This window comes from Streptomyces sp. MK37H, assembly GCF_018035285.1.
In the GTDB taxonomy this organism is placed as follows: domain Bacteria; phylum Actinomycetota; class Actinomycetes; order Streptomycetales; family Streptomycetaceae; genus Streptomyces; species Streptomyces endocoffeicus.
On the sequence record NZ_JAAAYH010000087.1, the window covers coordinates 1 to 25280 of the forward strand.

Annotated in this window: 25 protein-coding genes; 10 read left to right on the top strand and 15 right to left on the bottom strand. The window is 72.2% G+C overall.

The features are described 5' to 3' along the window. The 4 genes from GWI24_RS15080 to GWI24_RS15095 form a co-directional block, all read right to left on the bottom strand. On the bottom strand, window positions 1–948 hold a 948-nt coding region (locus tag GWI24_RS15080; RefSeq protein ID WP_210946458.1), incomplete at its 3' end, for a cytochrome c oxidase assembly protein. A gap of 60 nt (window positions 949–1008) precedes the next feature. Beyond that, entirely contained in the window at window positions 1009–2034 is a 1026-nt protein-coding gene (locus GWI24_RS15085; RefSeq protein WP_210946459.1) for a 6-phosphofructokinase, read from the bottom strand. Window positions 2035–2211: 177 nt separating this feature from the next. Further along, on the bottom strand, window positions 2212–2949 hold the full coding sequence (locus GWI24_RS15090) for a type 1 glutamine amidotransferase (protein WP_198276621.1): 738 nt from the start codon (window positions 2947–2949) through the stop codon (window positions 2212–2214). Between the two features lie 22 nt (window positions 2950–2971). Further along, window positions 2972–4210, bottom strand: coding sequence for a MurT ligase domain-containing protein (locus GWI24_RS15095; protein WP_210946460.1), 1239 nt, complete (start codon window positions 4208–4210; stop codon window positions 2972–2974). 190 nt (window positions 4211–4400) lie between these two features. On the opposite strand from GWI24_RS15095, the gene def reads away from it, so the two are divergent. Then, window positions 4401–4967 carry a peptide deformylase gene (def, locus tag GWI24_RS15100; protein WP_210946461.1) on the top strand — a complete coding sequence of 189 codons (567 nt, stop codon included), beginning with the start codon at window positions 4401–4403 and terminating at the stop codon, window positions 4965–4967. 290 nt (window positions 4968–5257) lie between these two features. Here def and GWI24_RS15105 read toward each other — a convergent pair whose 3' ends face one another. Beyond that, window positions 5258–5914 (bottom strand): TetR family transcriptional regulator, encoded by a 657-nt coding sequence (locus GWI24_RS15105; protein WP_210946462.1) that lies wholly within the window; start codon window positions 5912–5914, stop codon window positions 5258–5260. A 194-nt stretch (window positions 5915–6108) separates the two neighbouring features. On the opposite strand from GWI24_RS15105, the gene GWI24_RS15110 reads away from it, so the two are divergent. After that, the gene (locus GWI24_RS15110; RefSeq protein WP_210946463.1) at window positions 6109–7335 is read left to right on the top strand and encodes an acyl-CoA dehydrogenase family protein; all 1227 of its coding nucleotides are present in this window, start codon (window positions 6109–6111) and stop codon (window positions 7333–7335) included. A 166-nt stretch (window positions 7336–7501) separates the two neighbouring features. Here GWI24_RS15110 and uppS read toward each other — a convergent pair whose 3' ends face one another. The 5 genes from uppS to GWI24_RS15135 all read right to left on the bottom strand — a co-directional run bounded on the left by uppS (window position 7502) and on the right by GWI24_RS15135 (window position 11197). Continuing rightward, entirely contained in the window at window positions 7502–8320 is an 819-nt protein-coding gene (gene uppS, locus GWI24_RS15115; protein ID WP_210946464.1) for a polyprenyl diphosphate synthase, read from the bottom strand. Between the two features lie 104 nt (window positions 8321–8424). Further along, window positions 8425–9237 (bottom strand): SAM-dependent methyltransferase, encoded by an 813-nt coding sequence (locus GWI24_RS15120; protein WP_210946465.1) that lies wholly within the window; start codon window positions 9235–9237, stop codon window positions 8425–8427. A gap of 66 nt (window positions 9238–9303) precedes the next feature. Next, entirely contained in the window at window positions 9304–9906 is a 603-nt protein-coding gene (locus GWI24_RS15125; RefSeq protein WP_210946466.1) for a hypothetical protein, read from the bottom strand. A gap of 183 nt (window positions 9907–10089) precedes the next feature. Beyond that, the gene (locus GWI24_RS15130) at window positions 10090–10329 is read right to left on the bottom strand and encodes a DUF397 domain-containing protein (protein ID WP_210946467.1); all 240 of its coding nucleotides are present in this window, start codon (window positions 10327–10329) and stop codon (window positions 10090–10092) included. A gap of 1 nt (window position 10330) precedes the next feature. Continuing rightward, window positions 10331–11197, bottom strand: coding sequence for a helix-turn-helix transcriptional regulator (locus tag GWI24_RS15135; protein ID WP_210946468.1), 867 nt, complete (start codon window positions 11195–11197; stop codon window positions 10331–10333). A gap of 277 nt (window positions 11198–11474) precedes the next feature. Here GWI24_RS15135 and GWI24_RS15140 point away from each other — a divergent pair, with 277 nt between their 5' ends. Beyond that, complete coding sequence (locus GWI24_RS15140; protein WP_210946469.1) at window positions 11475–12878, top strand: hypothetical protein; 1404 nt, start codon at window positions 11475–11477, stop codon at window positions 12876–12878. A gap of 114 nt (window positions 12879–12992) precedes the next feature. Here GWI24_RS15140 and GWI24_RS15145 read toward each other — a convergent pair whose 3' ends face one another. Continuing rightward, the gene (locus GWI24_RS15145) at window positions 12993–13808 is read right to left on the bottom strand and encodes an SDR family NAD(P)-dependent oxidoreductase (protein WP_210946480.1); all 816 of its coding nucleotides are present in this window, start codon (window positions 13806–13808) and stop codon (window positions 12993–12995) included. A 571-nt stretch (window positions 13809–14379) separates the two neighbouring features. On the opposite strand from GWI24_RS15145, the gene GWI24_RS15150 reads away from it, so the two are divergent. Both GWI24_RS15150 and GWI24_RS15155 read left to right on the top strand, forming a co-directional pair. Then, entirely contained in the window at window positions 14380–14805 is a 426-nt protein-coding gene (locus tag GWI24_RS15150; protein WP_307841173.1) for an ATP-binding protein, read from the top strand. Window positions 14806–14831: 26 nt separating this feature from the next. Further along, the gene (locus GWI24_RS15155; protein ID WP_247616372.1) at window positions 14832–15314 is read left to right on the top strand and encodes a hypothetical protein; all 483 of its coding nucleotides are present in this window, start codon (window positions 14832–14834) and stop codon (window positions 15312–15314) included. A gap of 170 nt (window positions 15315–15484) precedes the next feature. Here GWI24_RS15155 and GWI24_RS15160 read toward each other — a convergent pair whose 3' ends face one another. Next, window positions 15485–16357, bottom strand: coding sequence for an NAD(P)H-binding protein (locus GWI24_RS15160; RefSeq protein WP_210946472.1), 873 nt, complete (start codon window positions 16355–16357; stop codon window positions 15485–15487). After that, entirely contained in the window at window positions 16350–16772 is a 423-nt protein-coding gene (locus tag GWI24_RS15165) for a nuclear transport factor 2 family protein (RefSeq protein WP_210946473.1), read from the bottom strand. Before GWI24_RS15165 ends, GWI24_RS15160 begins: the two co-directional genes overlap by 8 nt. Window positions 16773–16882: 110 nt before the next feature. On the opposite strand from GWI24_RS15165, the gene GWI24_RS15170 reads away from it, so the two are divergent. The 4 genes from GWI24_RS15170 (at window position 16883) to GWI24_RS15185 (ending at window position 21871) form a co-directional block, all read left to right on the top strand. Beyond that, window positions 16883–17494: a TetR/AcrR family transcriptional regulator gene (locus GWI24_RS15170; protein WP_210946474.1), complete on the top strand. Its 612-nt coding sequence runs from the start codon at window positions 16883–16885 to the stop codon at window positions 17492–17494. A 143-nt stretch (window positions 17495–17637) separates the two neighbouring features. Then, window positions 17638–18492, top strand: a complete 855-nt coding sequence (locus tag GWI24_RS15175) for a caspase family protein (protein WP_210946475.1) — start codon at window positions 17638–17640, stop codon at window positions 18490–18492. A gap of 99 nt (window positions 18493–18591) precedes the next feature. Further along, window positions 18592–20700 (top strand): SpoIIE family protein phosphatase, encoded by a 2109-nt coding sequence (locus tag GWI24_RS15180; protein WP_247616373.1) that lies wholly within the window; start codon window positions 18592–18594, stop codon window positions 20698–20700. A 46-nt stretch (window positions 20701–20746) separates the two neighbouring features. Beyond that, entirely contained in the window at window positions 20747–21871 is a 1125-nt protein-coding gene (locus GWI24_RS15185; protein WP_210946476.1) for an asparaginase, read from the top strand. A 163-nt stretch (window positions 21872–22034) separates the two neighbouring features. Here GWI24_RS15185 and GWI24_RS15190 read toward each other — a convergent pair whose 3' ends face one another. After that, window positions 22035–23030 carry a GlxA family transcriptional regulator gene (locus tag GWI24_RS15190; RefSeq protein WP_210946477.1) on the bottom strand — a complete coding sequence of 332 codons (996 nt, stop codon included), beginning with the start codon at window positions 23028–23030 and terminating at the stop codon, window positions 22035–22037. Between the two features lie 34 nt (window positions 23031–23064). Beyond that, window positions 23065–24069 (bottom strand): non-homologous end-joining DNA ligase, encoded by a 1005-nt coding sequence (gene ligD / locus GWI24_RS15195; protein ID WP_210946478.1) that lies wholly within the window; start codon window positions 24067–24069, stop codon window positions 23065–23067. 78 nt (window positions 24070–24147) lie between these two features. Here ligD and GWI24_RS15200 point away from each other — a divergent pair, with 78 nt between their 5' ends. Next, complete coding sequence (locus GWI24_RS15200) at window positions 24148–25221, top strand: ATP-dependent DNA ligase (RefSeq protein WP_210946479.1); 1074 nt, start codon at window positions 24148–24150, stop codon at window positions 25219–25221. Window positions 25222–25280 lie beyond the last annotated feature (59 nt).

Genomic DNA, 25280 nt, shown 5'->3' on the forward strand with positions numbered 1-25280 from the left:
CTGGCTCCGGGACTGGAGCGAGGCCAGATAGGCGTTGTACGCCGCGAGCTCCTGGTCGCCGTCCCGGTCCGCGGTGCGGTCGATACGCCGCGCCTGGCGCTGCTCGGACTTGTACCACTGGTAGACCAGCGCCACCAGCACGATCACCGACGGGATCTCGCTGAAGGCCCAGGCGATACCGCCCGCCCAGGTCTGGTCCGAGAGCGCGTCGATGCCCAGCGAGGCGGGCGGGTGCTTGTACGCGCCGACCATGGGCTCGGACGCCATCATCAGCGCGATGCCGAAGAACGCGTGGAACGGCATGCCCGCGAACAGCTCCAGCATCCGCATCACATAGCCGGGCCGGTGCGGGCCCGGGTCCACGCCCATGATCGGCCAGAAGAAGACCAGGCCCACCGCGAGGAAGTGGACCATCATCGCGATATGCCCGGCCTTGCTCTCCATCAGGAAGTCGAAGAGCGGGGTGAAGTACAGCGCGTACAGGCTCGCGATGAACAGCGGGATGGTGAACGCCGGGTGGGTGATGATCCGCATATAGCGGCTGTGCAACAGCGCGACCAGCAGCTCCCGGGGCCCCTTGCGGCCGCGCCCGGCCGCCGGGAGGGCCCGCAGGGTCAGCGTGACCGGCGCGCCCAGCAGCAGCAGGATCGGCGAGACCATGCTGATGATCATGTGCTGCACCATATGGACGCTGAACATGACCATGCCGTAGTCGTTCAGCTTGGTGCACATCGCGAGCGCGATCGTCAGCACCCCGAGCACGAAGGAGACCAGGCGCCCCACCGGCCAGGCGTCGCCACGCCGCCGCAGCCGCGCGACGCCCCATCCGTAAAGACCGAGCGCCAGCACACAGCCGACCAGGAAGAACGGATCGCCGCCGAACTCCAGCCCGCGCGACAGCGTGAACGGCGGCAGATCCATCATCATGCCGTGCCCGCCGTGATCCATCAGCAAGATCTCCTCCCGGTGCGCACCAAATGTGCTCGCACCAGCCTAGAACCGCTCAGATCACAGCACGCACTCGGCCTCGGCGTACCGCTCGGCGGGGACCGTCTTCAGCCGCTCCACGGCCGCCGCGAGCGGCACCAGGGTGATGTCCGTGCCGCGCAGCGCCGTGATCGTGCCGAATTCGCCGCGGTGGGCCGCCTCGACCGCGTGCCAGCCGAAGCGGGTGGCCAGCACCCTGTCGTACGCCGTCGGGGTGCCACCGCGCTGCACATGGCCCAGGATGACCGCCCGGGCCTCCTTGCCGAGCCGCCGCTCGAGCTCCACGGAGAGGTGGCGGGCGATGCCCGCGAAGCGCTCGTGGCCGTAGACGTCCTTGCCGCCGGCCTCGTAGTCCATCGTGCCCTCGCGCGGCTTGGCGCCCTCCGCCACCACCACGATCGCGAACTTCTTGCCCGCCTCGAACCGCGCCCCGACGGTCCTGGTCAGCTCCGCGATGTCGAACGGGCGCTCCGGGACGACGATGGCGTGGGCGCCCGCGGCCATGCCCGAGTGCAGTGCGATCCAGCCGGTGTGCCGCCCCATGACCTCGACGATCAGCACCCGCTGATGGGACTCCGCGGTGGTCTTGAGCCGGTCCAGCGCCTCGGTGGCGACCCCGACCGCGGTGTCGAAGCCGAAGGTCACATCGGTCGAGGCGATGTCGTTGTCGATGGTCTTCGGCACGCCGACGATCGGCAGCCCGGCGTCCGAGAGCAGCCGGGCGGCCTTCAGCGTGCCCTCCCCGCCGATGGGGATGACCGCGTCCAGGCCGAGCTCCGCCACATGCCCCTTGGCCCGCTCCACGCCGTCCCGCAGATGCTCGGGGCGCACCCGGGTGGAGCCGAGGATGGTGCCGCCGAGGGCCAGGATGCCGCTCACGGCGTCCAGGTCCAGCTTGCGGTAGTCGCACTCCAGCAGGCCCTTCCAGCCGTCCTGGAAGCCGATCACCTCATCGCCGTGGTCGACGGTGGCGCGGTGGACGACTGACCTGATGACCGCGTTCAGGCCGGGGCAGTCGCCGCCGGACGTGAGCACACCAATGCGCATGGCACGCATACCTCTGTCTGAGATGGGGGCCGACGGCCGGACCGCGTCGTCCGGCGGGACCCCGCCACCCTACAAGCGGGCGGGCGGCGGGGGCGCGGCCTGTGGCCTGATGTCCGCCATGCGGTCACCCTGTGCTCGAACGGCGTCTGAGCTGCGCTCGAGCGAGCGGGAGGCGGCTCAGGCGGGCTGGGTCGCCGCCGCGATCCGCTCGTTGCGCAGCGCCTCGTACCACTGGTCGTTGACCGGCGGCAGCGCGTTCACATCGAGGGCCAGCTTCAGCAGGTGGTCCGCGATGTGCGGGTTGCGGGCCATCACCGGGCCGTGCATGTACGTCCCGAAGACGGTGTCGCTGTAGGCGCCCTCGAAGCCGTCCCCGGTCCCGTTTCCGTTGCCGAACCGGACCCGGGCGAAGGGCCGGGCGGTCGGGCCCAGGTGGGTGACGCCCTGGTGGTTCTCGAAGCCGGTCAGCGGGGGCAGCGCCAGCCGCTCGTCGATGTCGGCCAGCACGTCCCCGACGCACCGGGCGCCCTCGCCGCGGGTGCTGACCACGTCCAGCAGCCCCAGGCCCTGCTGGCGCTGGCCGAGGTCGTTGACGAACTCATGGCCGAGGATCTGGTACCCGGCGCACACCGAGAAGACGATCGCCCCGTTGGCCACCGCCCGGCTCAGCCCGCCGTCCCGCATCAGCCGCTCGGCGGCCAGCCGCTGCGGGCGGTCCTCGCCGCCGCCGATCAGATAGACGTCCCCGGAGGTGGGGATCTGCTGGTCGGAGCGGACGTCCAGGCGGGAGACCTCCAGCCCGCGCTGCCGCGCCCGGCGCTCCACCACCAGGACGTTGCCCTGGTCGCCGTACGTGCTCAGCAGGTCGGGGTAGACCCACACCAGACGCAGGCCGTTCTGGCTCGTGCTACGCATCTTCGTGCCTCTCGTACGGGGGTCAGTTGCCGACCCGGCGGCGCAGGTCCTGGAACGCGGTGTAGTTGGCGATCACCTCGATGCGGCCGGGCGGGGAGATCCGCACCGCCTCGTCCACATCCGCGCAGACCCGGAAGTCCAGCCCGGCGACCTCCAGGCGCACCGCGAGGTCCAGCTTGCGGTCGCCGATCAGGCAGATCGGGTGCCCGGCCAGCCGGGTGTAGTCCACGTCCCACAGCCAGGAGGTGTCGGTGCCGTCGGCGCCGCGCGCGTTCACCGAGAGGATCACCGGGGTGGGCGGCGGGTCGATCAGCGAGAAGGTCTCCAGCCAGCCGGCCGGGTTCTTCGCCAGCAGCAGCCGCAGCTGACGCTCCTGGAAGGTGACCACGTCATACCGGCCGGCCACGGCCTGGACCTGGTACATCCGCTCCAGCGCGACCTGCGGGGGCACCCCGAAGGTGGCGGCGACGGCGGCCGAGGTGGCCGCGTTGGCCTTGTTGGCGCGGCCGGGGAGCTGGAGCTGGATGGGCCAGGCGGCGCCGTGCGGGTCCAGGACGTAGTCGCCGTTCAGCGCCCAGCTGGGGACCGGGCGGCGGAAACCGCACTCCGCGCAGACCCAGTCGTCGCCCGGGCGCTGCAGCACACCGCCGCAGGACGGGCAGGACCAGGCGTCGTCCTTCCACTCCTGCCCGGCCGCGACCCACACCACATTGGGGCTGGAGGAGGCGGCCCATACGATCAGCGGGTCGTCGGCGTTGGCGATCACGACCGCCTTGGAGCCGGTCAGGCCCTCGCGCCACTTCTCGGCGAGCATCCGGGTCTCGGCCGCGCGGTCGAGCTGGTCACGGGAGAGGTTGAGGAGCGCGATGGCCTTGGGCTCGGTGTCGCGCGCCACACCGGCGAGGTACTTCTCGTCGACCTCGATGACGCCGTAGCGGGCATCGGAGCCGCCCGCCAGGGCCGAGGTGATACCGGCCGGCATATTGGCGCCCAGCGCGTTGGAGACGACCGGGCCGGCCGCGCGCAGCGCCTCGGCGATGAGCCTGGTGGTCGTGGTCTTGCCGTTGGTCGCCGACACCAGGATGACGTCCAGGTGCTGCGCCAGCCTGCCCAGCAGATCGGGGTCGAGCCGCAGGGCCACCTTGCCGCCGATCACCGATCCACTGCCGCGGCCCGCGGCCCGCGACACCGCCGCCGCGGCCTTGCCCGCCGTCACGGCCAGCTTGGCCCGCGGTGACAGCGGCTCCGAGTTGCCTGCCATCGTCTTCTCGATCCTCCTCGCATACCGGCGCTGCTCCTGCCCCCCGAGGCGCCGGTGGTATGCCCCCTCCGCGCCGCGTCGCCGGCCGGGAGGCCACGGTCGGAGAGCAGCCTATCGAGATCCGGCGGCTGTCCCGAATTCCGGCCGCGCGCGCTGGGCCCACCTCACCGGCGCCGTAAGCTTGGCTGCCATGCGACATGGCGTGATCCCGGGCAGCCGCGGAGCGGTGCGGCCCCTGCGGTTCCTCGGCGATCCGGCGCTGCGCGCGCCGTGCGAGGAGGTCACCGCGTTCGACGCCGAGCTGGCCCTGCTGATCGAGGACATGTACGCCACGATGTACGCGGCCCACGGGGTGGGCCTCGCGGCCAATCAGATCGGCGTGGGGCGGCGGGTCTTCGTCTTCGACTGCCCGGACGACGAGGACCACCGCCATCTGGGGCATGTCGTCAACCCCCGGCCGGTCGCGGCCGACGGGGTGACGGTGCGCGGGCCGGAGGGCTGTCTGTCGCTGCCGGGCGTCGAGGCGGGCACCCCGCGCTACGACCATGTGGTGATCGAGGGCGTGACGATGACCGGGGAGCCGGTGCGGATCGAGGGCACGGGCTTCTTCGCGCGCTGTCTTCAGCATGAGTGCGACCATCTGGACGGCGGGTTGTTCATCGACCGGCTCACCGGGCTGCGGCGGCGCGGGGCGCTGCGCGCGATCCGCCGCGCCCCCTGGGCGCCGACCGGTGGCGCCGAGGCCGTGGAGGCGTAGGGGCCTACGGCGTGCCCGGCGGGCCACGGGGCGCCGCCGCTCCTTCCCGCGGTATCGCTATGCGGCTCCGCCGCGTGGCAAGGCTCCCCCTGGACCCGGGGTCTGGGGCGGAGCCCCCCACGCGGCGGAGCCGCATGTCGTCAGGTGTCGGGAAGGGGCGGGGAGGGGAGCAGCCCCCCGTAGGCGTCACGATCCGCCGCACACCCCCCACGGGCGCGGGGCCCGTTCGAGCCGGGGCACCAGCGGGCTGCCGGCGGGCCGCGAGCCGATGCCGGGGAGCTGCCGGGGCCTCAGAAGCCCGGTGCCCCGACCCGGTCGTCCGCCAGCGACAGCCGGCCCCACAGCAGATCGGTGAGATGGTGCACCAACTGGCCGCGTGCGCAGGGGCGGTCGCGCAGCCACCAGTCACCGGCCGCGTGCATCATGCCGACGATTCCATGGCCCCAGACCCGGGCCACCTCGTCGCCGCCGGGGCCCAGTTCCACCCGCTCGGCGATCACCGTGGCCAGCTCCTCGCCGAGCCGGCGCAGCAGCGGGGCGGAGTGGTGGCCGACGTCGAAGCTCTGCTCCGGCTCCTGCTGGCCGTGGTCGGCCGGGTGCATCAGGAAGCGGTACACCTGGGGCCGGGTCTCGATCGCGGCCAGATAGGTGTCCAGCGTGGCCTCCACGCGCTGCCGGCGGTCGTCGGCGGGCGCGTCCAGGGCCGCGCGCAGCGAGGCGAGCAGGGCGTCGGTGTGGCGCTTGGCGAGCGCGCGGTAAAGTCCGCCCTTGTCGCCGAAGTGGCGGTACAGAATGGGCTTGGTGATGCCCGCTTCGGCGGCGATGGCGTTCATCGAGGCCTCTGGCCCGTCGCGCAGCACCACCCGGTCCGCGGCCTCCAGCAGCTCCTTGCGCCTCTGCTGGGCCGTCTGCCGCTGGTCGTCCCGCTGGCTGGTCCCGGTCCGCATGCGTTGCCTCCCCGCCCCCGATGTCGTACTCGCGCCTTACGCACCTCGCGCTTCCCGGCGCGATCGCGCTCCGCGCTGAAGCGCAACGTAACACCCGAGGGCGCCGCGGGGCTCGCGTGCCCGGGGGAGTTGACATCGCCTACTGGGCGGTAACAGACTGCTGTTACCGCAGGTAACAAGCACGTGGAGGGGTCATGGCGGAGTTCTCGTTCGAGCTCGACGACGATCAGAAGGCGGTGCGCGACTGGATCCACGGCTTCGCCGCGGACGTCATGCGCCCGGCCGCCGCCGAATGGGACGAGCGCGAGGAGACCCCCTGGCCGATTATCCAGGAGGCCGCCAAGATCGGCCTGTACTCCCTGGACTTCTACGCCCAGCAGTACTTCGACCCCACCGGCCTCGGCATCCCCATGACCATGGAGGAGCTGTTCTGGGGCGACGCGGGCATCGCCCTGTCCATCGTCGGCACCGGCCTCGCCGCCGTCGGCGTCCTCGCCAACGGCACCGAGGAGCAGATCGGCACCTGGATCCCGCAGATGTACGGCGACGCCGACGATGTGAAGGTCGCCGCCTTCTGCTCCTCCGAGCCCGACGCGGGCTCCGACGTCGGCTCGATGCGCACCCGCGCCGTCTACGACGAGGCCAAGGACGAATGGGTACTGAACGGCACCAAGACCTGGGCCACCAACGGCGGTATCGCAGGCGTCCATGTGGTGGTCGCGGTCGTCGACCCCGACCTCGGCTCCAAGGGCCACGCCTCGTTCATCATCCCGCCGGGCACCCCCGGGCTGTCCCAGGGCCAGAAGTTCAAGAAGCACGGCATCCGCGCCTCGCACACCGCCGAAGTGGTCCTCGACCAGGTGCGGGTGCCCGGCAGCTGCCTGCTCGGGGGCAAGGAGAAGCTGGACGAACGCCTCGCGCGCGCCCGGGAGCGGGCCAAGTCGGGCGGGGAGCGGCTGAAGAACGCCGCCATGGCCACCTTCGAGGCGTCCCGCCCGGCCGTCGGCGCCATGGCGGTCGGCACCGCCCGCGCCGCGTACGAGGTCGCGCTCGACTACGCCAAGACCCGGCAGCAGTTCGGCCGCCCCATCATCGACAACCAGGGCGTCGCCTTCCAGCTCGCCGACATGCGCACCCGGATCGACGCCGCGCGGCTGATGGTGTGGCGCGCGTCCTGGATGGCCGTGAGCGGCCGGCCCTTCGAGTCGGCCGAGGGCTCCATGTCCAAGCTGTTCGCCAGTGAGACCGCCAAGCAGGTCACCGCCCAGGCGGTGCAGATCCTCGGCGGCAACGGCTTCACCCGCGAGTACCCGGTCGAGCGGATGCACCGCGACGCCGCGATCTACACCATCTTCGAGGGCACCAGCGAGATCCAGCGCCTGGTCATCGCCCGCACCCTCTCCGGCGTCCAGATCCGCTAAGCGCTCCGCTGGAAGTGTCGCGATGCGTCGTCGGCCGACTGCGGCGCCGTCGTAGCTGGTCGCGCCCACGCGGCGGAGCCGCACATCGACACAGCCCCGCGCCCCTTCGGGGCGCTGCCCGAACCGTAGCGGACTTCCTCTGACCTGATGAGGAGCGGCGGGCGCGTCAGACGGGGCCGACCCCCGCGCCGAAGCGGCGCTTCCGGGAGGCAAACGCGGCCAGCAGCGCGCGGAGCTCCTCACTGGTGAAGTCGGGCCACAGGGTGTCCACGAAGAAGAGCTCCGCGTAGGCCGCCCGCCAGAGCATGAAGTTGGAGATGCGCTGCTCCCCGGAGGTGCGCACCAGCATGTCGATGTCCGGCAGATCGGCGTGCGGCAGATGGCGGGTGAACAGCGCCTCGTCGATGAGCCCGGGGTCCAGCGCGCCGTCCGCCGAGGCGCGGGCCAGCGAGATGGCGGCGCGGGCGATCTCCTCCCGGCCGCCGTGGTTGAAGCAGAAGGCCAGCGACATGGCGCGGTTGTCGCGGGTGTCGTCCTCCGCGCGGCGCAGCGCGGCCAGCGTGGCCCGGGGGAGCCGGGCCTCCGAGCCCAGCCAGCGCAGCCGCACCCCCCGCTCGCCGTAGCCGCGGAAGACATCCGCCAGCTGGGCGGTGAGCCGCATCAGGGCGGCCACCTCGGCGCGCGGCCGGTTCCAGTTCTCGGTGGAGAAGAAGAACAGCGACAGATGTTCGATGCCCTCCTCCAGGGCCGTGTCCACCACCCGCGGCAGCGCGAGCACCCCCGCCTGATGGCCGCGGGTGCGGGAGAGGCCGCGCAGGGCGGCCCAGCGGCCGTTGCCGTCCATGATGATGGCCAGATGCCGCGGCCGCCCCGGCGGCTCGTCCCGGGGGCCGCGGGGCTGCCGTACGACGGCGGGGGCACCGGCGACCGACGCCCGCAGCAGCCGCTTGACGGAGGGCACTCTCCAGGCTCCGACCTCGAACACCCGCGCGTCCCTCCGCCTCGCTTCCCGGCGCCGTGTCTGACGACGCGACGGGGGCGGGGGTTACCTCCCCGGTGGCCGAACCATTCGTTTGGTCGTCACCGCCGTCACGGCTTGCGCGCCACGCCCCCGTGGACATCGGTGGTCTCGATGTCCGTCTCGGAGGGGGCCGGGCGCCACAGCGGACACGACACGATACCGGGCTCGATCAGCTCCAGGCCCTCGTAGAAGCGGCTGATCTGCTCGACGCTGCGCAGCACGTACGGCACGGCGCCGGTGTCGTCGTAGCCCTGCTGTGCCTGCTTGAGCGCGTGGTCGGTGTCGGTGCTGTCGTAGTGCACGAAGTAGCTGCCGGACGGTAAGGCGGTCTGGAGCCGCCGCACGATCGACACCGACTCGTCGTAGTTCTGGATGTGGCCGAGGATGCCCATCAGCATCAGGGCGATGGGCCGGTCGAAGTCGAGCGTCTTCGACGCGGCCTCCAGGATCCGCTCGGGCTCGTGCAGATCGGCGTCGATGTAGTCGGTCACCCCCTCGCGGGTGCTGGTGAGCAGCGCCTGGGCGTGCCGGAGCACCAGGGGGTCGTTGTCCACATAGACGATGCGGGCCTCGGGCGCCACCCGCTGGGCCACCTGGTGGGTGTTGTCGTAGGTGGGCAGCCCGGTGCCGATGTCCAGGAACTGCCGGATCCCGCACTCGCCCGCCACATGGGTGACGGTGCGGATGAGGTACGCGCGCGAGGCGCGGGCCATGGTCTCGATGTTCGGGGCGACCTCCCGGTACTCGTCACCGGCGATCCGGTCGACCTCGTAGTTGTCCTTGCCGCCCATCCAGTAGTTCCAGATCCGGGCCGAATGCGGCACCGTGGTGTCGATCTTGGTCAGAGCCTGCTGGTCGGGGGTGGACGAGCCGTCTGTCATAGCGCCAGTCTCCTGCCGTGCGGATGCGATTCGCGGGGCACCAACTTAGGGCCGGTGCCGGGGAGTTCAACTCTGCTCGGCGAACGGCACGGGGGAACGGATGCGCGGGAAGGGCCGGGCGAACGAGGCCACCGGGGGCTCCGGCGCCGCCTCTCCGTGGCCCGGATCCGGGTCCGGGCCGCCGCCGGAGGCCGGCCGCTCCTCGACGGTGAGGACCGGGGCGTGCTCGGCGAGGGTGGAAAAGGCGTGGTCATAGCCGGTGACCGCGGCGTCGATCTCCGCCAGGGCCGCCGCCGAGACGCCGCGCGCGGCCAGCCGGTCCTCCAGCACATGCACCGGGGCGGTCACATGGACGAAGGCGCCGTGGCGCTCGGCCACCGCCTCGGCGAAGTCGAACGCCTGAATCCACGTCACCCGGGAGTGGCCACGGCGCAGCGGCCCGTAGACGAGCTCGCCGACCAGCCCGGCGTCGACGGCGAGCGCACCGTCGTGCTGGAGGAGTTCGCGGTACGGCCGGACCGGGTCGACATGGGGGAGGTCGCGGGAGGCGCGGGTGACGGTGTAGCCGTGCCGGCGGGCGAGACCGGTCAGCAGCGCGTCCCTGCCGACTCCGTCGCAGCCCTCGACGATCAGGGTGCGGTGCTGTGTCACCGCGTGGTCGAGGTTCATTACGGCATCCTGTCGGTCCCATGGGCTCTGCACGTCTGCAAGGGGGACGACACCGCCGCCCGCCACGGCGTCTTCAGTGTGCGTGGCGGGACGGCGGGGACGGGAGTGCGGTGCGGGGTTGTGCGGTTGTGCGGGCGTAGTGGTTTTCGGGGAGTTCCGGGGAGCCGATGGTGGGTGGCCGCCCTAGGCGATGAGGAAGTCCGCTTCGCCGGCCTTCGCCGCCTCCAGGAAGGACGCCACCTCCGAGCGCGTGTAGATCAGCGCGGGCCCGGCCGGGTCGGTGGACTGGCGCAGCGCGATCCGCCCGTCCGGCAGTCGCTTGGCCTCGATGCAGGTGCCGCCGTTGGACCCGCTCCAGGGCTTCTCCCAGCCCTCCGTGCCCAGGTCCGTGGCCGGCATTCCGGTGTAGACGGGGTCATGCATCTCAGTGCTCCTTACGCAGTTCGGCCAGGATGGTGCTGGAGTCGCCGATCGGCTCGGCCTGGACCGCCATCCGGTCCAGGACCTCGAGATAGGCGACGACTTCGGCCGGCTTGTCCACATAGACCGCCCCGGTGAGGCTCTCGGTGTAGACGACGTCCGGCAGTTCGGAGAATCCGAAGCGGAAGTAGTGGAAGGGGCCGAAGGCCCCGGGGTGCGGCCCCGCCGCGAACCGCATGATCTGCAGCCTGACCTTGGGGATGTCCAAGGTGTCGATGAGGTGGTCGATCTGGTCGCGCATCACCCGCGAGCCGCCGACCGGGCGGTGCAGCACCGTCTCGTCGAGGATGGCCCAGATGGTCGGCGCCTCCGGCTTGGTGAGCAGGCCCTGGCGTTTGACCCGCAGCGCGATCCGGCGCTCCAGCTCCTCCTCGGTGTCACGCGGGAAGCCCATGCGTAGCACCGCTCGTGCGTAGTCCTCCGTCTGGAGCAGTCCCGGCACGTAGTGGGGCTCGTACGCGCGAATGACGGTGGCCTCACTTTCGAGGCTTACGTAAACACTGAACCAGTCCGGAAGCACATCGCGGAACTGATGCCACCAGCCCGGCTGGTTGGCCTCGCGTGCCAGAGCGAGGAAATCCTCCATCTCCGGGCCGCGGACGCCGTAGTTCCGCAGCAGCTCCTTCAGATACGGAATCTTGAGGCCGACTTCCGCCTTTTCCATCCTGCGCACGGTCAACGGGGTGACCTCGATGGCTTTCGCGGCTTCCTCGAACGACACCTTCGCCCGCTCGCGCAGATGCCGCAGACGCTTGCCCAGGACTCTCCGCAAGACGGTGGGGGCGGCGCCGGCCGGCCGTGCCTCGCTCACGTCCGCCTCCCGTAGGAATGGCTGTCATATGCCTGCACAGTGTGCCACGCGATGGATGACACAGACAGAGCGAGCAGAGCGCTTTGAAATTATCAGAACGAAGGTTGCGGGGTGACGGCTTCACCACGCATAGTGAGCACGTGACCCATCTCACCCTCCATGGCGAGGGCTCCCAATCACCCATGTCCACAACGTCGTTGAGGCCTCCGGCCAGCCGGTGGGCAGTGCGCGACGGGGATCCCGCAGACCGCCGTGGCTCGAAACAGGGACGGTCACGGTGACGCATCACGCACAGCCGGTAAGCGGGCGCCAAGGCGCCGTGGCCAACGGCGCGTTGGCCGCCGCTCTGAAGGAATCCGGGTGCTCCTACGCCTCATTGGCCCTGCGGGTCAATGAACTGGGCCGTAGGCAGGGGCGCGAGTCGAACTACGACAAGGCGTCCGTCACCCGCTGGCTGCAAGGCGGACAGCCGCGCGGCACCACGCCGGAGCTGATCGCCGCCGTGCTCTCCCACCGGCTCGGCAGGCCCGTGGGCCCCGCCGAGCTGGGGTTCATCTCCGACCGACAGCGCCCGGTCGTGGCCCGGGCGCTGGCCTACCGGGAGGACGTAGCAGAAACCTTGCACACGCTCGCCGAACTCGGCTCCACCGACATCTCCCGCCGCAGCCTGCTGGGTGCGGTGCCCTTCGTCGCCGGCGCGCTGGTGACCCCACAGCGCGAATGGCTGCTGTGGCTGGTCGAGAACCAGGACACCGCCCGGCTCGCACCCGCGGCCGAAGGCGGCCGCGTCGAACAGGTCCACGCGGCGATCAACATGTTCGACGAGATGGACAATCGCTTCGGCGGCGGCCAGGTCCGCGCCAGCATCGTGCTCTATCTGTCGACCGAGGTCGTCCCCATGCTCCAGCAGCGCGGCGCACCACCGCAGGAGCGGCGCCAGCTGTTCACCGCCGCCGCCAAACTGGCCGCGATGGCCGGCTGGAGCAGCTATGACAACGCCGAATACGGCTTGGCCCAGCGCTATATGACCCAGGCGCTGCGCCTGTGCGCCGAGGGCGGCGACCGGGTCCTGGGCGGTCAGATCCTGGCCGGCCTGTCCCATCTGGCGACCAACCTGGGCCAGCCCGAGGCGGGGGTCGAGTTGGCCCGGGTCGGTGTCGCCACCGCCAAGCACGCCGGAAGCCCGCTCGGATTGATGCGGTTGCACGCCATGGCCGCCCGTGGCTATGCCGCACTGGACCAGCCCCGGGAGGCGTCCAAGTCGCTGCGCGCGGCCGACGGCCAGCTGGAGGCCAGCCAGGGCCCCGAGCAGGAGTCGCCCTGGGTGCGCTTCCTCGACCACCACTATCTGGCCGCCGAGGCGGCGCTGTGCTTCCGCGACCTGGGGAACGCCACGGACGCCGAGGCCGCCGCCACCGAATCCGTGCGCGCCAACGCCGACCGGCGCCGGCGCCAGGCCATCAGCAGATCCGTGCTGGCCACGGCCTACCTCCAGCAGAACCGGCTGGACGAGGCCGTGGACACCGCGGGCGAGGCACTCGACACGCTCAGCGGGGTGCACAGCGAGCGCTCGATCCAGGCGCTGCGCGACTTCCGCACCCGGCTGCGGCCGCGCCGCGGGGAGCCCATGGTCAGGGAGTTCGAGCAGCGCTCCCGGACCGTGCTGGGCGTGGCCGCCTGAGGCGTCCGGCCTCGGGTCCTCGCCCGCCGGTGCCTCAAGTGAAGTCTCCGGCCGCTCCACGTGGGCGGCCGGTGGCGTGTCCGGAGCGCCTCCGCTCGGGGGAGCGCCGGGGGGTCAATAGCCTCCCGGCGTGGGGGCGTTCTGGGCTCGGTCCACGGGCAGATGCGCACCGGAGATCCCGCTCGAGGCGTCCGAGAGCAGGAACGCCACGACCTGGGCGACCTCCCGTGGGGTGACCAGTTCACCGCGTGGCAGCTCGGCCGTGAACCGGGCGTATGCCTCGGGCTCTTCGGTGCGCATCCGGTCCCACCGCTTCCCGGGGATCAGCATGGACCCCGGGGAGACGGCGTTCACCCGGATCCCGTCCGGGCCCAGCTCACGGGCGAGTGAGGCCGCGAGATGGATCTGGGCGGCCTTGGCCGCCCCGTACTGTGCCTGGGGCCCCGGCTTCCAGCCGGAGATGGAGGCGATCACCACCACGGAGCCGCCGCCCGCCCGGCGCAGATGCGGCACCGCGGCCTTCACCAGCCGGGCCGTATGACCGACGTTCATCTCCCAGGTCAGCGACCAGTCCTGGGGACCGGCGTCCTCGATGCCGCGGCCGCGGGCGCCACCGGCGCAGGCCACCACGCCGTCCAGCCCGCTGAAACGTTCCGCCGCCGCAGCCACGAACCGCTCCAGCAGCTCCGGCTCGGTGACGTCCAGGGCGCGGGTGAACGGCTCCCCGTGCCCCTCGTCGCTCAGGGACGCCGTGAGGGACCGCAGGTGCTCCGGGGTCCGCGCACACGTGGCCAACCGCGCCCCGCCGGCCGCCAGGAGCCGTACGATCTGTTCACCCAGCCCCCGGGAACCCCCGGTCACCAGGACCCGTTTGCCGCCCACACCGGACCGTTCCCCCGGGCCGGGCCGCCCCTTGCGGCCCTCGCTCACGCTTGCCACGTCCGGACCGTACAGCCCGAACCACTACGCCCGTACAACCGGACAACCCCCATGCCCTCTCGCCCACCGGCTGGTCCAACCGTTTGTCTACATGAACGGCGACCGATGGCGCATTGCGCTGCCTTCGAAGGAGGAACCATGCCGGTAACCGGCACTCACCGCGACCGGGCCGTCTCCGTCCGTGGCAGCTGGTCCAGGCGGGTCGGGTGGGGCGTGCGCACCACCTGTCACCAGCTCAGATGCCACGCCGTCGGTCACCAGAATGCGCTTACCCGCTCACCCGAACATCAATCACCCCATGTGCCCGTATGCCACCAGAGCCCACAGACCGATGAGGACCGTGAGGACCGACACCGTGAGCCGATCCTGTCCAGGACTGACGCACCGGCCGGCGTCGGCCGATGAGGAGGGCGAGACGATGGGCACGAGCCGTGGCGTCGCGGTCTCCGCGGACCGCCCGCGAACCGATCCGGTTACCGGGCGGGCCGCGCCGAGAACCGCTCCGGCCGACGGCCCGGCCGCCGCGGCGATCCCCGTCCCCTGTTCCGGAGGGGAGAGGACGGTGATCCCGCTGGACACCCGCCGGCTCTTCCGGGCGGAGTTCCCCGCCCTGCCCGACCGCGCCGCCGCGGTGCGCCGGATGGTCGCCGGGCATCTGCGCGACTGGCGGCTCGGCGCGATCGTGGACCATGTCGTCCTCGCCACCAACGAACTGTTCGCCAACGCCGTGGAGCACGGCAGCTCCGGCCCCGCCGACACCGTCACCATCACCGTCTCGCTGGAACGCTTCGGCCGTGAGCTGCGGGTGGAGGTGGCCGACGGCTCGCCGGTGATCCCGGTCGCCCGCAAGCCGGAGCCCACCGAGGAGTCCGGACGGGGGCTGGCCATCGTCGAGGACCTGGCGGCCGACTGGGGCACCGAGCCGCCCGACCCCGGAGTCCGGGGGAAGAAAGTGTGGTTCACCCTGCCGCTGGTGGCCACCTCATGAACGCGGGGGCGCGGGGGGAGCGCCGGATGCGGGTCACCGTGGAGACCGACGCGGCCGAATGGCTGCTGGCCGCGAGCGACGACCCCGGGCGGGTGCGGCTCCAGTGGGCCAGCGGCACCGGCCTCGCCGATCTGCCGGTGGGCCCGGTCTTCGACCTGGTGCGGATGTGCGACGACATCGGCACCGCGGTGATCCAGGCACTGCAGCGGCGCGACGCGGCGGGGCCGGTGATGCTGGCCACCGCCAGTCATGTGCTCTCCTTCCTCGTGCCGCCAGGATCCGCGGCCGAGTGGAAGGTCTGGCTGGCCGGGACGGTGTACGCCCGCCGCCGCACGGTGGCCGCGGCGGGGCCGGGCCGGGTGCTGCGCTGCCCCAGGCCCGGCTGCGTACGGCAGGGCCATGTCTGGCTGATCCGGCCCGGCGGCCCCCTCACCGACAGCCACACCCTGCGCGCCGCCCTCCAGGAGGCCATCGACCGCCCCGGCCTGCCGGGTGTGCTGTTCCGCTGAGCGGTCGGCAGGAAGCGCCCCGACCTGCCCTCGATCGTCCGCGACGCCGTCGTGGCCGGTCCCACGCGGCGGAGCCGCATAGCGACACAGCCGCGGCGGAGCCGCATATCGACACAGCCCCGCGCCCCTTCGGGGCGCGTCCGAACCGCGGCCGACCTCCGCCGATCCGCTCAGGCCACGGCCTCCGGGGCGAACGCGGCACGGTGCGCCTCGGCGAAGGCGCGGAACGAGCGGGGAGGGCGCCCGGTGACCCGCTCGACGGTGTCCGTCGTACGGTCCTCCGCGCCGTGCCGGATGTCCTCGTCGAGCCCGGCGAGGAACGCGGCGAACTCCGGCGGCAGCCCGGTCGCCTTCAGCCTCTCGACCAACTCCCCGGTCTCCACCGCGACATGGCGGACCGGCCGCCCGGAGACCTCCGCCACGATGCGCGCCGCCTCCGGGTAACCGAGCGCCTCCGGGCCGGTGATGACGTGGTCCGTGTTGTGCGGACGGTCGTCCAGCAGGGCCCGGGTGGCGACGGCGGCGATGTCCGCCGCGTCGACGAAGGCCACCCTGCCGTCCCCGGTGGCGGTGACCATCTCGCCGTCGCCGCGGATGGCCTGGGCCACCGGATGGTCACCGGTGAAATTCTGCATGAACCACGAGGGCCGCAGCACCGCCCACTCGGGCACGGTCCGCCGCACCAGGGTGTGCAGCGCGCCGAGGCCGGTGTCCGCCTCGTCGACCGCGGACGAGCTCAGCAGCACCGCCCGCCGTACGCCTTGGGCGACCGCGGTCTTCAGGAACGGCTCGACCACGGGCAGCGGCTCGGCCACCCCCAGGGGCGCGACGAGATAGACCCGGTCCACGCCGCGCAGCGCCGCCGCGTGGCCGTCCGGGTCGTGCCAGTCGAACCGTACGGCGTCGGCCACGCCCGCCGCGGCCGCGGCCTCGGGCCGCCGGGTGGCGGCCAGCGCCCGCGCGCCCTCCGCGCGCACCATCCGCAGCACCTTGGAGCCGGTGTTCCCGGTGGCGCCGAGGACCAGAACGGTGGGTTCAGCCATGGGTCCGGGCCTCCTCGGAACCGAAGCTCACCTCGTCGAGCATCAGCGGATTCCAGTAGTCACGGTACGAGGCGATCTCGCCGTCGCGGACGGTGATGACGGCGACGTAACCGGGGCGGAGCGGGCGGCCGGTTCCGACGGCCACGGCGTCCATCGAGAACTCCACGATCAGCACGCCGGGGTCCTCGGTGAGATGGACGACCTCGTGCGCGACGGCGCGCAGATCGATGTGGTCGGTGTAGTCCCGCACGTATTCGCGCACGGCCTCACGCCCCTCCAGCAGGCGCGGCCGGCCGGGCGGGGCGAAGGGGAACTCCATGGTGCCGTCGACGGCCCACAGATCCGCGAAACCCATCATGTCGTGGCCGAGCAGCAGCTCCTTCGCCCGCTCGAACACCTTGACGCGGTCATCCATGACGTACCTCTCCTCAATCAACGGGAATCGACAGGACGGAACGGTACCGTCCCGTCCACACAGCATAGAACGAGACGGTACCGTCCCGTCCATCTGTTAACCTCGGAGCCATGCCGGAGCCCACCCGGCGCCCTCCGAGCGGCGCCGCCACCCTGCGCGCGGACAAGACCGCGGCCATCTCCGAAGCCGTCCTCGACGAGCTCGCCGAGCAGGGCTACGGCCGGTTGTCGATGGAGGCGGTGGCCAAACGGGCCGGGGTGGGCAAGAGCGCCCTGTACCGGCGGTGGCCCTCGAAGCAGCGGATGGTCATCGCGATCGTGTCCGAGCTGAGCGTCGCCCTGGTCGAGCTGCCCGACACCGGATCCCTGCGCGGCGATGTGCTGGCCGGGCTGCACGCGGTGGCCGAATGGCTGACCCATCCGCGGTTCTCCCGCATCCTGCCGGACCTGATCGCCGAGGCGCAGCGCGACGAGGAGCTGAGCCGGGCCCTGGCCCGCTGTATCGGCGAGCCGCGGCGCGCCCGGATGAGCGATGCGCTGGACCGGGCGGTCGAGCGCGGTGAGCTGCCGCCGGACCTCGACCGCGAGCTGGCGCTCGATCTGATCGGCGGGCTGGTCTACTGGCGCGTCTCGGCCCGTGGGGCGCCTCTGGAGCCCGGCTACTTCGAGCGCGCCGCCGATATGGCGCTGCGGGCCCTGGACGCCCGGCCGCGCGGGGCCTGACGGCCGGGGCGCCCGCCGGGTGCGTGCGGGGCGCCTCCTCCGGATGGGGCCGGAGAACAGGGCATGGCGGGGCGCGGCCCCGCATCATCGCTTAGTGACGAGTGATGGTGAGCCGCCGCTCGTCCTCGACCCAAGGAGCCCCCATGTCCATCGGACTCTCCGTCCACATCGGACTCAATCAGGTCGACCCCGCGGCGTACGACGGCTGGAGCGGTGAGCTGGGCGCCTGCGAGCAGGACGCCGCGGACATGGCCGGGCTGGCCGACGCCGCGGGGTTCGATGTGACCGGCCCGCTGCTGAGCCCGGCCGCCACCGCGGAGACGGTCACCGCCACCCTGGAGGCCGCGGCCGGGCGGCTGGCCGAGGGGGACATATTCTTCCTCACCTACTCGGGCCACGGCGGCCAGGTCCCCGACCTCAACCACGACGAGACCGGCGACCGCCTCGACGAGACCTGGGTGCTGTACGACCGGCAGCTGGTCGACGATGAGCTCTTCGAGCTGTTCGGGAAGTTCGCCAAGGGGGTGCGGATCTGGCTGCTCTCCGACAGCTGCCACAGCGGCACCGTGGCCCGGCGGCTGCCCGAGATGCTCAGCCCCCAGGAGCTCGACCGGCGCTTCAGCACCGCCGATCCCCAGGAGGTCGGCCGGAGGATCCGGGTCATGCCCCAGTCGGTGCAGGCCGCCGTCTACCGGCGCGACCGCGACGCCTACGACCGGATCCAGAACACCCGTACCGCCAAGGACCTCGCCAAGATCGACGCCAGTGTGCTGCAGATCTCCGGCTGCCAGGACAACCAGACCTCGGCCGACGGGATCGTCAACGGGCTGTTCACGGGTACGCTGCTGGAGGTCTGGCGGGGCGGTGCCTTCGCGGGCAGCTACCGCGGGCTGCACCGGGAGATCGTCAAGCGGATGCCGCCCGACCAGACGCCCAACCTCTTCCAGGCGGGTGCGCTGAACTCCGCTTTCGCCCGGCAGCGGCCCTTCACCATCTGATCCGGGATCTGAGATCGTGCCCATGTCATATCCGTGTGCGGCGGCCCGCCGGGCGAGGTATGACAGAAGGAGGGCACGGCGAGCCGGTGAGGTGCCGGTATGACGACGCATGACCGTGTGGACCAGGAGGAAGAGGCGGCTATCAGCAGCATGGCGACCGGCCCGGGAGGGGTGCTCGACCTGCTGCGGGTCGCCGCCGTGGCCTTGGACGTCGAGGGGCGGATCGCCCTCTGGAGCCCCGAGGCTGAACAACTGTTCGGTTACCGGGCGGCCGAGGCGCTGGGGCGCCGAGCGGACAAGCTGCTGGTCCACCCGCGGGACCGCCGGGCGGCCGTGGAGCTCTTCGCACGGGTGAGGGCGGGCGACACCTGGGCCGGAGTCTTCCCGGTCCGCCGCCCGGACGGCTCCACCCTGAAGGTGGAGTTCCGCACCATGGGCCTGCGCGACGCCCACGGCGAGGGCTACGCCCTCGGTCTGGCCGCCGACGAGGGGACCGTACGGCGGCTGGAGACCGACCTGGCCGTCTCCGGCTTCCTGATCAAACAGTCGCCCGTCGGGCTCGCGGTGTTCGACACCGAGTTGCGCTGGCTGCTCGCCAACCCGGCCCTCCAGCAGATGAACTCGATCACCGAGTCCCAGGTGCGCGGCCACCGCCTCGGGGAGGTGCTGCCGGGGCTCGACGTCGAGGCCATAGAAGGTGCGATGCGGCATGTGCTGGCGTCCGGTGAGCCGCTGCTGGACCAGCAGAGCGTCGGCCGGACCCCCGCCGACCCCGACCATGACCATGCCTGGTCGGAGTCGTACTACCGGCTGGAGGACCCCAGCGGCCGGATCCTGGGCATCGCCGTCTCCATCATGGACATCTCCCGGCGGCACCGGGAGACCAGCGAGATCGCCGAGGCGCGCGAGCGGCTGGCCATGATCGCCGACGCGAGCGTCCGCATCGGCACCACGCTGGATCTGCGCCAGACCGCCCAGGAACTCGCCGATGTGACCGTGCCCCGGCTCGCCGACCTCGCGGCCGTCGACGTCCTGGACTCCGTGGTGCACCGCGAGGCCACGCCCCGGGTGTGGGCCGACGGCTCCGCCCGCTTCCGGGCGCTCGCCGTCGCCGCCGGTTACCCCACCGACGCCGTCCACGCGGCGGACCCGGTCGGGGAGATCGCCCGCTACGAACCCACCCGGCTGATCACCCAGTGCGTCCGCGAGGCCCGGCCGCTGCTGGTGCCGCATGTGACCGAGAAGGATGTACGGCGGATCGCCCGGGACGACGACGCCGCCAGGGTGCTGCTCCGCGAGGGCGTGCACTCGTACATCGCCGCCCCGCTGATCGCCCGCGGCAGTGTGCTCGGCACCCTCAGCCTGCACCGCACCATCAACCCCAGGCCGTTCGACGAGGAGGACCTCACCCTCGCCTGCGAACTGGCCATCCGCGCCGCCCTGTGCATCGACAACGCCCGGCTCTACGCCCGCGAACGCGACGCCGCGCTCACCCTCCAGCGCAGCCTGCTCTCCCAGCAGCCGCGCGACCTGGACGGACTGGAGATCGCCTCCCGGTACCTGCCCGCGGTCAGCGCCGCAGGCGGCGACTGGTTCGATGTGCTGCCCCTCCCGGACGGCAAGGTCGGGCTGGTGGTCGGCGATGTCATGGGCAAGGGCATCCACGCCGCGGCGATCATGGGCCAGCTGCGCACCGCCGCCCGGGCCTTCTCCCGGCTCGGACTGCCCCCGGCCCAGGTGCTGTGCCATCTCGACGAGATCACGCTCAGCCTGGGGGAGTCCATCGCCACCTGTCTCTACGCGGTCTGCGATCCGCGCACCGGGCGGTGCGAGATGTCCACCGCCGGGCATCTGCCGCCGGTGCTGGTGCATCCCGGCGGCGACGCCGAACTCATCGACATCCCCACCGGCGCCCCGCTCGGCGTCGGCGGCGTGCCCTTCGCCTCGGTGGAGCGGGAGCTGGCAGAGGGCGCACTGCTGGCCCTGTTCACCGACGGCCTGGTGGAGAAGCGCCATCAGTCCCTCGACGTGGGGCTGCACACCCTGGTCCAGCTGCTGCGCCGCCACCAGGGCCCGCTGGAGCGGATCTGCGACCAGGTGCTGGCCGCGCTGCACGGGGCGCCGGACGACGATGTGGCCCTGCTGCTGGCCCGGCTGTGCCGCCCTCGCCTGCCGGAGAAGTCCGTGGTTACCGTGGAGAGTGGCTGAAGAAGGGCCGACCCGTCACGCACTCCATCGATGAGATGACGTCCCCATGGCTCAGCTCGCCCGTCGCTCCGGCGTATTGATCACTCTGGTGGCCCTCGCCCTGGGGACCACGGCCTCCCTCGCCGGTGCCGCGGAGCCGATCCCCAGGCCCACCCCCAAGGTCGCCGTGATCGGCACCGGGGGCACCATCGCGGGCGTCAGCAAGACCAAGGTGTCCTTCGACGACTACCAGGCGGGCAAGCTCCCGGTGTCCCGGCTGGTGAACGACCTCAGACCCGAGGTGAACCGGATCGCCGACGTGACCACCCAGCAGTTCGGCAACAAGGACTCCAACAACTACACGATCCCCGAGTACCGCCGGCTCACCGCCGCCGTGGACCACGCCCTGAAGTTCAATGACGGGGTCGTGGTCACCACCGGCACCGACACCATGGAGGAGTTCGCGTACTGGCTGGACCTGACCGTCCGCAGCGACAAGCCCGTGGTGCTCACCGGCGCCATGCGGCCCTGGACGGTGATCGGCTCCGACGCCCCGGCCAACCTCTACAACGCGATCCACCTCGCCGCCAGCGGCCGGACCACCTGCTTCGGCACCGTGGTGATGCTCAACGACCAGATCCACGCCGCCCGCGAGGTGCGCAAGTCCGACACCCTGCGGCTGAACGCCTTCAGCAGCGGCAGCAGCGGAGAGCTCGGCGTCATCGACCAGAACCACATCCGCGTCAACCGCGCGCCCGCGCGGGTCGAGCAGTGCGGCAAGCCCGGCTGGAAGACCCCGTTCGACCTCGGCCGGATCGCCCGGCGGCCACTGCCGAAGGTCGACATCGCCTACAGCTACCAGGGCGCCGGACCCCAGGCCATCAAGGCGTTCGCCGACGCCGGGGCGGCCGGGATCGTCACGGCGGGCACCGGGGCGGGCGGTCTCTCCCCGGCCATGACCGAGGCCCGGGACGACGCCGTCAAGAACGGGGTGGTCATGGTCTCCGCCTCCCGCACCGGCTCCGGCGCGGTCTACGATCCCGATGCGCGCGGCGTCATCGGCGCCCAGGACCTCACCCCGCAGAAGGCCCGGCTGCTGCTGCTTCTCTCGCTCGCCACCACCCACAACGAGCACCGGATCCAGACTTGGTTCCACACCCTGGGCACGGGCCAGTTCACGGTCCGCCACTAGGCGCTCCGCGGGGAGTGGCACAAGGTTCGGTCGTTCATCCGCGGCCGCGTCGTGGCTGGTCGCGCCCGCGCGGCGGAGCCGCACATCGACACGGCCCCGCGCCCCTTCGGGGCGCAACCGACCCCAGCGTCCAGGGGGGCGAGCCCCTGCCACCGGACACCCTTCAGGGATGGGCGGCGCTGCCCCGGAACGTGGCGCGGTAGGCGCTCGGTGACACCCCGAGGGCGGTGTGCAGATGCTGCCGGAGCGAGGCGGCGGTGCCGAAGCCCGCGTCCGCCGCGATCCGGTCCACCGGCAGATCGCTCTCCTCCAGCAGTTGCCGGGCGCGCTCGAGGCGCCGCTGGGTCAGCCACTGCACCGGGGTCATCCCCACCTCGTCCCGGAACCGCCGGGAGAAGGTCCGTACGCTCATCGACTCCCGCTCGGCCAGCTCCCGCAGGGTCAGCGGCCGGTCGAGCCGGGTCAGTGCCCAGGCGCGGGCCGCGCCGGTGGAGCCGCCGCGCCGCTCCGGCACCGGCCGCCGGATGAACTGCGCCTGGCCGCCGTCGCGATGCGGGGCCACCACCGAGGCGCGGGCCACCTCGCCCGCCACCGCCGCGCCGTGGTCGCGCCGGATGATGTGCAGGATCAGATCGATACCGGCGGCGTCCCCGGCCGAGGTCAGCACCTCGCCCTCGTCCGCGTAGAGGACGTCCGGGTCGAGCGCGACGGCCGGGAACAGCTCCCGGAACCGGTCGGCCTCCTGCCAGTGGGTGGTCGCCCGGCGGCCGTTCAGCAGCCCCGCGGCCGCCAGGACGAACGCCCCCGTGCAGATCGAGGCGATCCGGGCGCCGGGGCGGATCCGGGCGAAGGCGCCGGTGAGCGGGGCGTCCAGCTTGCCCTCGGTCTGTGGCGCGTCCGGTTCGTTGGCGGCCGGGACGAGCACGGTGTCGGCCTCGGCCAGCGCCTCCGGGCCGTGTGCGACGTTCATCGTGACGTCGGAGTCCGTACGCACCTCACCGGGGACCAGCGCGCAGGTCACCACCTCGTACAGCGGCTCGCCGGCGGCCGATACGGCGCGGCCGAACAGCCGGTGCGCGATGCCCAGCTCGAACGGCAGCAGCCCGTGGCGGACCAGCACCGCCACCCGATGGCGGCCGGGGTGGGTGAAGACGGACATGGCGCGATTCTCGCAGCCGCTGAGGTTCCGGCCATCACTTCTTGGCGCGGCTCGGCTGCACCCGCTTCGGCTCGCCCTCCATCTTCGGATGCTCCGGCGGATACGGGAGGTCGCCCAGACCGTGCTCCCGCTCGTCCCGCGCGGCCAGCTCCAGCACGGCCTCCAGACGGAAGGCGTGCTCGTCCATGTCCGCGTGCACATCGCCCAGCTCGCGATAGCGCACCGGCATGGTGGCCAGGTCGAAGTCGCGCGGCCGGGCGTCGGGGACCTCCTCCCAGCGCAGCGGCGCGGAGACCGGGGCATGGGGGTGGGGGCGCACCGAGTAGGCACTGGCGATGGTGCGGTCGCGGGCGGTCTGGTTGTAGTCCACGAAGATCTTCTCGCCGCGCTCCTCCTTCCACCACTTGGTGGTCACCCGCTCCGGAGCCCGCCGCTCCAGCTCCCGCGCGATCGCGATCGCGGACCGCCGCACCTGGGTGAAGGTCCACTCCGGCGCGATCGGGACGAAGACATGCAGCCCCCGGCCGCCCGAGGTCTTGGGCCACCCGCGCAGCCCCAGCTCGTCCAGCACCTCGCGCAGCTCTCCCGCGGCCCGCACCGCGTCCTCGTAGTCGGTGCCCGGCTGCGGGTCGAGGTCGATCCGCAGCTCATCGGGGTGTTCGGTGTCCTCGCGCCGCACCGGCCACGGATGGAAGGTCAGGCTCCCCAGATTCGCCGCCCACACCACGGCGGCCGTCTCGGTGGGGCAGATCTCGTCCGCGTGCCGCCCGCTGGGGAAGGAGATCCGGCCGGTCGGGATCCACTCCGGGAGGTTCTTCGGGGCCCGCTTCTGGAAGAACGACTCCCCGTCCACCCCGTCCGGATAGCGCTCCAGCGTCGTCGGCCGGTCCCGCAGCGCCCGCAGCGCGCCCTCGCCGACCGCCAGGTAGTAGCGGGCGAGGTCCAGCTTGGTGAACCCGCGCTCCGGGAAGTACACCTTCCCGGGGTTGGTCACCCGCACCGTGCGACCGCCGACCGTGAGCTCCACCGACTCTCCCATACGCACACGCTAGGCCCGCCCGCCCGGGGCCGCCTCCCGGCGGGCGCCCGGCCCGCCACAGGAGCACAATCGGACGTCATGGACCTTCCGGTGATGCCCCCTGTCGAACCGATGCTGGCCAAGGCCGTGGCCACGATCCCGCCGGGGATGGTCTACGAGGGCAAATGGGACGGCTTCCGGGCCATCGTCTTCCGCGACGGGGACGAGATCGAGATCGGCAGCCGCACCACCAAGCCGCTCACCCGCTACTTCCCCGAGCTGGCCGAGGCGCTGCTCGCCAACCTGCCGCCGCGCTGCGTGCTGGACGGCGAGATCGTCATCGTGCGGGAGGGGCGGCTGGACTTCGACGCCCTGCTGGAGCGGATCCACCCCGCCGACTCCCGGGTGCGGATGCTGGCGGAGCACACCCCGGCGAGCTTTGTCGCCTTCGACCTCCTCGCCCTCGGCGACACCTCGCTGCTGGACACCCCGCAGAGCGAGCGCCGCGCGGCCCTCACCGAGGCGCTGCGCCACGCCGAGGACCCGGTGCACCTCGCCCCCTGCACCGACGATCTCGAGGTGGCCCGGCAGTGGTTCGAGAGTTACGAGGGGGCGGGGCTCGACGGCGTCGTGGCCAAGAGCCCCGACCTCCGCTACCGCCCCGGTGAGCGGGTGATGGTCAAGGTCAAGCACGAGCGCACCGCCGACTGTGTGGTGGCCGGCTACCGCGTCCACAAGTCCGGCCAGGGCATCGGCTCCCTGCTGCTCGGCCTGTACGACGACACCGGCCGCCTCCAGCACGTGGGCGTCAGCGCCGCCTTCACCGCGCGCCGCCGCCAGGAGCTGCTGGCCGAGCTGGAGCCGCTGCGCATGGCGACCGTCGAGGGCCACCCGTGGGCCGACTGGGCGCGCGAGGAGGCCCATGCCCAGGGCCGGATGCCGGGCGCGCCCAGCCGCTGGACCGGGGTCAAGGACCTGTCGTGGGTGCCGCTGCGCCCGGAGCGGGTGTGCGAGGTGGCCTACGACCACATGCAGAGCCGCCGCTTCCGGCACACCGCCCGCTTCCGGCGCTGGCGGCCGGACCGGGAGCCTCCGCAGTGCACCTACGACCAGCTGGAGGAGCCGGTCTCGTACGATCTGCGGCAGGTGCTGGGGACCGCCCCGGGGCCGTAGCCGCGCTTGACGCCTGCCGGTGGGCTGCTCCCCTCCCCGCCCCTTCCCGAAACCGGGGC

Excerpts from the sequence above, each read along its gene's own strand:
- GWI24_RS15085 (WP_210946459.1), bottom strand. The coding sequence starts at position 2,034 with ATGCGCATTGGTGTGCTCACGTCCGGCGGCGACTGCCCCGGCCTGAAC.
- GWI24_RS15090 (WP_198276621.1), bottom strand. The coding sequence starts at position 2,949 with ATGCGTAGCACGAGCCAGAACGGCCTGCGTCTGGTGTGGGTCTACCCC.
- GWI24_RS15095 (WP_210946460.1), bottom strand. The coding sequence starts at position 4,210 with ATGGCAGGCAACTCGGAGCCGCTGTCACCGCGGGCCAAGCTGGCCGTG.
- def (WP_210946461.1), top strand. The coding sequence starts at position 4,401 with ATGCGACATGGCGTGATCCCGGGCAGCCGCGGAGCGGTGCGGCCCCTG.
- GWI24_RS15105 (WP_210946462.1), bottom strand. The coding sequence starts at position 5,914 with ATGCGGACCGGGACCAGCCAGCGGGACGACCAGCGGCAGACGGCCCAG.
- GWI24_RS15110 (WP_210946463.1), top strand. The coding sequence starts at position 6,109 with ATGGCGGAGTTCTCGTTCGAGCTCGACGACGATCAGAAGGCGGTGCGC.
- GWI24_RS15120 (WP_210946465.1), bottom strand. The coding sequence starts at position 9,237 with ATGACAGACGGCTCGTCCACCCCCGACCAGCAGGCTCTGACCAAGATC.
- GWI24_RS15125 (WP_210946466.1), bottom strand. The coding sequence starts at position 9,906 with ATGAACCTCGACCACGCGGTGACACAGCACCGCACCCTGATCGTCGAG.
- GWI24_RS15130 (WP_210946467.1), bottom strand. The coding sequence starts at position 10,329 with ATGCATGACCCCGTCTACACCGGAATGCCGGCCACGGACCTGGGCACG.
- GWI24_RS15155 (WP_247616372.1), top strand. The coding sequence starts at position 14,832 with ATGCGGGTCACCGTGGAGACCGACGCGGCCGAATGGCTGCTGGCCGCG.
- GWI24_RS15160 (WP_210946472.1), bottom strand. The coding sequence starts at position 16,357 with ATGGCTGAACCCACCGTTCTGGTCCTCGGCGCCACCGGGAACACCGGC.
- GWI24_RS15165 (WP_210946473.1), bottom strand. The coding sequence starts at position 16,772 with ATGGATGACCGCGTCAAGGTGTTCGAGCGGGCGAAGGAGCTGCTGCTC.
- GWI24_RS15170 (WP_210946474.1), top strand. The coding sequence starts at position 16,883 with ATGCCGGAGCCCACCCGGCGCCCTCCGAGCGGCGCCGCCACCCTGCGC.
- GWI24_RS15175 (WP_210946475.1), top strand. The coding sequence starts at position 17,638 with ATGTCCATCGGACTCTCCGTCCACATCGGACTCAATCAGGTCGACCCC.
- GWI24_RS15180 (WP_247616373.1), top strand. The coding sequence starts at position 18,592 with ATGACGACGCATGACCGTGTGGACCAGGAGGAAGAGGCGGCTATCAGC.
- GWI24_RS15185 (WP_210946476.1), top strand. The coding sequence starts at position 20,747 with ATGGCTCAGCTCGCCCGTCGCTCCGGCGTATTGATCACTCTGGTGGCC.
- GWI24_RS15190 (WP_210946477.1), bottom strand. The coding sequence starts at position 23,030 with ATGTCCGTCTTCACCCACCCCGGCCGCCATCGGGTGGCGGTGCTGGTC.
- ligD (WP_210946478.1), bottom strand. The coding sequence starts at position 24,069 with ATGGGAGAGTCGGTGGAGCTCACGGTCGGCGGTCGCACGGTGCGGGTG.
- GWI24_RS15200 (WP_210946479.1), top strand. The coding sequence starts at position 24,148 with ATGGACCTTCCGGTGATGCCCCCTGTCGAACCGATGCTGGCCAAGGCC.